3 protein-coding genes and 1 pseudogene are annotated in these 5,341 nt (G+C 65.5%); all 4 read right to left on the reverse strand.

Features of this window, described 5'->3' with window-relative positions; translation table 11 throughout:
- Window positions 1-489 (reverse strand): annotated as a pseudogene (locus AC1RQF_RS33025) (type VI secretion protein); the annotation flags it as partial.
- The gene (locus AC1RQF_RS33030) at window positions 489-2,780 is read right to left on the reverse strand and encodes a type VI secretion system Vgr family protein (protein WP_492874314.1); all 2,292 of its coding nucleotides are present in this window, start codon (window positions 2,778-2,780) and stop codon (window positions 489-491) included. The gene AC1RQF_RS33030 and the pseudogene AC1RQF_RS33025, both read right to left, overlap by 1 nt.
- A gap of 13 nt (window positions 2,781-2,793) precedes the next feature.
- Entirely contained in the window at window positions 2,794-5,085 is a 2,292-nt protein-coding gene (locus AC1RQF_RS33035) for a type VI secretion system Vgr family protein (protein WP_273996094.1), read from the reverse strand.
- Window positions 5,076-5,341: hypothetical protein (locus AC1RQF_RS33040; protein ID WP_492874316.1), on the reverse strand; the 266-nt coding region annotated here is incomplete at its 5' end. The genes AC1RQF_RS33040 and AC1RQF_RS33035, both read right to left, overlap by 10 nt.

The following is a 5,341-nucleotide window of genomic DNA, read 5'->3' on the forward strand; positions in this document are numbered from 1 at the left end:
CGGGTCCGGCCCGACGCCGAGCGCGCCCACGCGCTGCAGCGGCGCGGAACCCGACGCCCGGCCGAGCGGGTTCTCGCCCGCGCCGCCCGCGACCGCCTGGGCCGGATCGATCGCGAGTCGTGCGAACCCATCGGATTGCGCCTGTTCGTCGACCGTCGCGCGACACGACACGGTCTTGCGCACGCCGTCGAGTTCGACCCAGGCGGCCCAGTCGATCGCGCGTCCGCACGCGCCGGCCGGCGCGCGCTGCACTGAATGCCCGGCGAGCAGCCACTCCGCGCAGCGCTTCGGCATGGCCGCCTCGGTCAGCGGCACCGACGGCGCCGCCGCCTTCAGCGCCTCCCAGACCGCCGCCTCGTGCACGAGGATGGCCGGGTCGCTGAGCCGGAATCCCACCCCGACACTGATCGCGAACATCGGCGTCGAGCCGATCTGGGTGCGCGTCGTCGCGACGAGCGCGGCTTGAGGTTTGATGTGTCGGACCGGCATCAGCTTTTCACCTGCATGCCGAGTTTCTTCAAATCCACGCCCACGTCCGAGTATTCGGCGCCGGTGTACGAGTAACTGAATCCCGTATGGCTGATCTTGCTGCCCGTGGTCGACACGCTCGACCCTGTGTTCGACATATCGCTTCCTGTGGTTGACATATCCGTTCCCGTCACGCTCGTCGAGGTTCCTTTTATCGAGGTCGACACGCCAGTGATGTCCGTCGACACGCCGGTGTTCGAGATCGACGTGCCGGTGATGCTCGTCGATGTCCCGGTCACCGACGTATCCGTGCCCGTCATGCCCGTCGATGTGCCCGTGTACGACAGCGACACGCCCTTCATGCTCTGCGACTGCCCCGTCGCCGACATGTCGACGTCCGTCATCGACGATGAAATACCCGTCATGCTGTTCGACACGCCCGTCACCGAGTTGCTCGTTCCCGTCAGGCTGGTGGACACCCCGGTCATCGACGTCGACACCCCCGTGAAATCCGTGCTGACACCCTTGAACGAGGTGCTCACACCGGTGAAGTCGGTCGACACGCCGGTAAACGAAGTCGAGACGCCCGTGAAGCTGGTGCTGACGCCGGTAAATGAAGTGTCGAGCCCGGTGAACGACGCCGATACGCCCGTGAAGCCCACCGATAGGCCCGTGTACGACACCGCGATGCCCGTAAAGCTGACCGTGATCCCGATCACCGACGTCGACGTGCGCTCCACCGTGAGGTTTTGATCCTGGCCGACCGCCTTCGAATCGTTGCGCTCCACGGTGTGCTGCATGTCGCGTTCGGCATGGATCATCACGCGCTCCGCGCCGCGCTGGTCGTCGAACGTCAGCTGGCTCGCGTTTTGCGCCTGCCCGGCCAGCTTGGTCGAGCGCGACACGATCCCCGTGTAGCGGGTGTCCTTCGGCAGGTCGTAAGGCGTCGGGTTCTCGCCGTTGTAGACGATCCCCGTCGCGAGCGGCCGGTCCAGATCGCCGTCCACGTAGGTCACCACCACCTCCTGCCCGACCCGCGGCATCGCGATCACGCCCCAGCCCTTGCCCGCCCACGCCTGCGACACCCGGATCCAGCACGACGCATCCGCTTCCGTCGTCTTGTAGCGGTCCCAGTGGAAATGCACCTTGATCCGGCCCAGCTTGTCCGTGTACACCTCGGACACCTGCGGCCCCACCACCGTCGCGCTCTGGATGCCCGGCACCCTAGGCCGTCGCGTCAGCAGCAGCGGTCGGTAGGGCTGGTCGTCGGCGAGCGCACTGAATTTCACCGAGACATTGCGCCCCTTCGACGTGCTGTCCGGGCCATCCTGGATGAACGACAGTTCGCTGCCGATCACGTAGTAGCGGCGATTCCGGTTCAGCGCCGGATAACCGACCAGCGTGAACGCCTGGCCGGTCGTCAGGCCCCGCGCGTTCGCCTCGCCGACCAGCACGTGCGCATCCGCCTGGAACGCCTCCAGCCGCAGGCGCGCGAGACGCTCGCCCTTCTCGGCGTCCTGATACCCCGTCGCATAGTCGTAGTATTCGAGCTGCACACCCGCCAGCCCCGGCCCCGGTTCCGTCTGCGCATCGCTGTCCAGACGGTTCGACGGCGACCAGTAGTTGAAGTCGCGCAGCGCGACGTTGTTCGAGCGCACCTGCCGGCTGCGCTGCAACCGCTGCACGCCTTCGCGCCCCTGGATCGCGCGCCCTTCCTCGCCGTCCGGCAGGTATTGAAGCTGGCCGAACTGGGACGGCTGGTCCTCGAAGCGCTGCGTGTCAGACAGCACCACCACGTGACGCTCGTTCTCGTGCTCGACCCAGAAATAGATGCCTTCGTCCTCCAGCAGCCGCTTGACGAAGTTCAGGTCCGTCTCCTGGAACTGCACGCAGTACTCGCGCGGCTCGTAGTTTCCTTCCAGTTCGAACCGATAGTCCGTGCGCTGATGCCCCTGGAACACCTGCTCGACGATCTCCGGCACCGTCAGGTTCTGGAAGATCCGGCTGTTGCGGTTCTCCTCCAGGAACGACAGCCAGCTTTTCAATTCAAGCGTATAGGTGTACTGCCCGCTCAACTGCCCCGTGTCGTAGCCGCCGAACACGTAGGTGCTGAACGTGCGCACAGCACCGTTGCCAAGGTCGATGTCGGCGAACAACGGCGTGCCGAGCAATTCGTCGAGGTCCAATTCCGGGTCTCGGCTCAACAGCTCGAAACGGTAGGACGGTTCCCGCGACAAGCGTTCGTCGGCCGTCAGGGACAGCGCGATGCTGCCCGGATCCAGCACGTCGCTGCGCAGTTCGATCAGGCGCATGTCGGCTCTCCCATCAGCTTTTCACCTGCATGCCGAGCTTCTTCAGATCCACGCCCACGTCCGAGTAGCTGGCGCCCGTATAGGAATAGCTGAAGCCCGTGGTCGACACGCTGCTGCCCGTGGTCGACACGCTCGACCCTGTCGTGCCCACCGAGCTGCCGGTCGTCGACATGCTCGATCCCGTCACGCTCGTCGAACTGCCCGTGGTCGAGGTCGACACGCCAGTGATGCTGGTCGACGTGCCCGTGTTCGAGATCGACGTGCCGGTGATGCTCGTCGACGTGCCGGTCACCGACGTGCTCGTGCCGGTCATGCTCGACGACGTGCCCGTGTACGACAGCGACACGCCCGTCATGCTCTGCGACTGCCCCGTCGCCGACGTACTGACATCCGTCATCGACGACGAGATCCCGGTCATGCTGTTCGACACGCCCGTCACCGAGTTGCTCGTTCCCGTCAGGCTGGTGGACACCCCGGTCATCGACGTCGACACCCCCGTGAACCCCGTGCTGACGCCGGTAAACGACGTGCTCACGCCCGTGAAGCCGGTCGACACGCCGGTAAACGAGGTCGACACGCCCGTAAAGCTGGTGCTGACGCCGGTAAACGAGGTGCTGAGCCCGGTGAACGATGCCGACACGCCGGTGAACCCCACCGATAGGCCCGTGTACGACACCGCGATGCCCGTAAAGCTGACCGTGATCCCGATCACCGACGTCGACGTGCGCTTCACCGTGAGGTTTTTATCCTGGCCGACCGCCTTCGAATCGTTGCGCTCCACGGTGTGCTGCATGTCGCGTTCGGCGTGGATCATCACGCGCTCCGCGCCGCGCTGGTCGTCGAACGTCAGCTGGCTCGCGTTCTGCGCCTGCCCCGCCAGCTTGGTCGAACGCGACACCAGCCCCGTGTAGCGCGTGTCCTTCGGCAGGTCGTAGGGCGTCGGGTTCTCGCCGTTGTAGACGATCCCCGTCGCGAGCGGCCGATCCAGATCGCCGTCCACGTAGGTCACCACCACTTCCTGCCCGACCCGCGGCATCGCGATCACGCCCCAGCCCTTGCCCGCCCACGCCTGCGACACCCGGATCCAGCACGACGCGTCCGCTTCCGTCGTCTTGTAGCGATCCCAGTGGAAATGCACCTTGATCCGGCCCAGCTTATCCGTGTACACCTCGGACACCTGCGGCCCCACCACCGTCGCGCTCTGGATGCCCGGCACCTCCGGACGCTTCGTCACGAGCAGCGGCCGGAACGGCTGGTCGTCGGCGAGCGCGCGGAACTTCACCGTCACGTTGCGGCCTTTCGACGTACTGTCCGGGCCATCCTGGATGAACGACAACTCACTGCCGATCACGTAGTAGCGGCGATTCCGGTTCAGCGCCGGATAGCCGACCAGCGTGAACGCCTGGCCGGTCGTCAGGCCCCGCGCGTTCGCCTCGCCGACCAGCACGTGCGCATCCGCCTGGAACGCCTCCAGCCGCAGGCGCGCGAGACGCTCACCCTTCTCGGCGTCCTGATACCCCGTCGCATAGTCGTAGTATTCGAGCTGCACGCCCGACAGCCCCGGCCCCGGCTCCGTCTGCGCATCGCTGTCCAGACGGTTCGACGGCGACCAGTAGTTGAAGTCGCGCAGCGCGACGTTGTTCGAGCGCACCCGCCGGGTCCGCTGCAGGCGCTGCACGCCTTCGCGCCCCTGGATCGCGCGCCCTTCCTCGCCGTCCGGCAGATATTGAAGCTGGCCGGACTGGGACGGCTGGTCGGCGAAGCGCTGCGTGTCGGACAGCACCACCACGTGACGCTCGTTCTCGTGCTCGACCCAGAAATAGATGCCTTCGTCCTCCAGCAGCCGCTTGACGAAGTTCAGGTCGGTTTCCTGGAACTGCACGCAGTACTCGCGCGGCTCATACGTGCTTTCGAGATCGAACCGGTAGTCGGTACGCTGATGCCCCTGGAACACCTGCTCGACGATCTCCGGCACGGTCAGGTTCTGGAAGATCCGGCTGTTGCGGTTCTCCTCCAGGAACGACAGCCAGCTCTTCAGTTCAAGCGTATAGGTGTACTGCCCGCTCAACTGCCCCGTGTCGTAGCCACCGAACACGTAGGTGCTGAACGTGCGCACCGCACCGTTGCCGAGGTCGATGTCGGCGAACAACGGCGTGCCGAGCAATTCCTCGAGGTCCAATTCCGGGTCTCGGCTCAGCAGCTCAAGACGGTAAGACGGTTCCCGCGACAAGCGTTCGTCGGCCGTCAGGGACAGCGCGATGCTGCTCGGGGCCAGTACGTCACTGCGCAATTCGATCAGGCGCATACCGAGGCTCCTTCCGATCCGGCGTGGATCGAAGCGTGCGGTTCGTGCGGTTCGTGCGGTTCGTGCGGTTCGTGCGGTTCGTGCGGTTCTTGCGGTTCTTGCGGTTCTTGCGGTTCTTGCGGTTCTTGCGGTTCTTGCGGTTCTTGCGGCAGCGTGACTTCGTCCGAAGCCGTGCCCGGCAGCGCGTCGTCAGCATCGTCATCGTCGAACGTAAGCGACAACGTGTCGCCGGCCGACAGCCGCACGCTGCGCAGCG

Source organism: Burkholderia sp. GW821-FHT14F03 (genome assembly GCF_058803765.1).

Bases quoted from the DNA above. Each gene is read 5' to 3' on its own strand.
- AC1RQF_RS33035 (WP_273996094.1), bottom strand. From the start codon at position 5,085: ATGCGCCTGATCGAATTGCGCAGTGACGTACTGGCCCCGAGCAGCATC.
- AC1RQF_RS33030 (WP_492874314.1), bottom strand. From the start codon at position 2,780: ATGCGCCTGATCGAACTGCGCAGCGACGTGCTGGATCCGGGCAGCATC.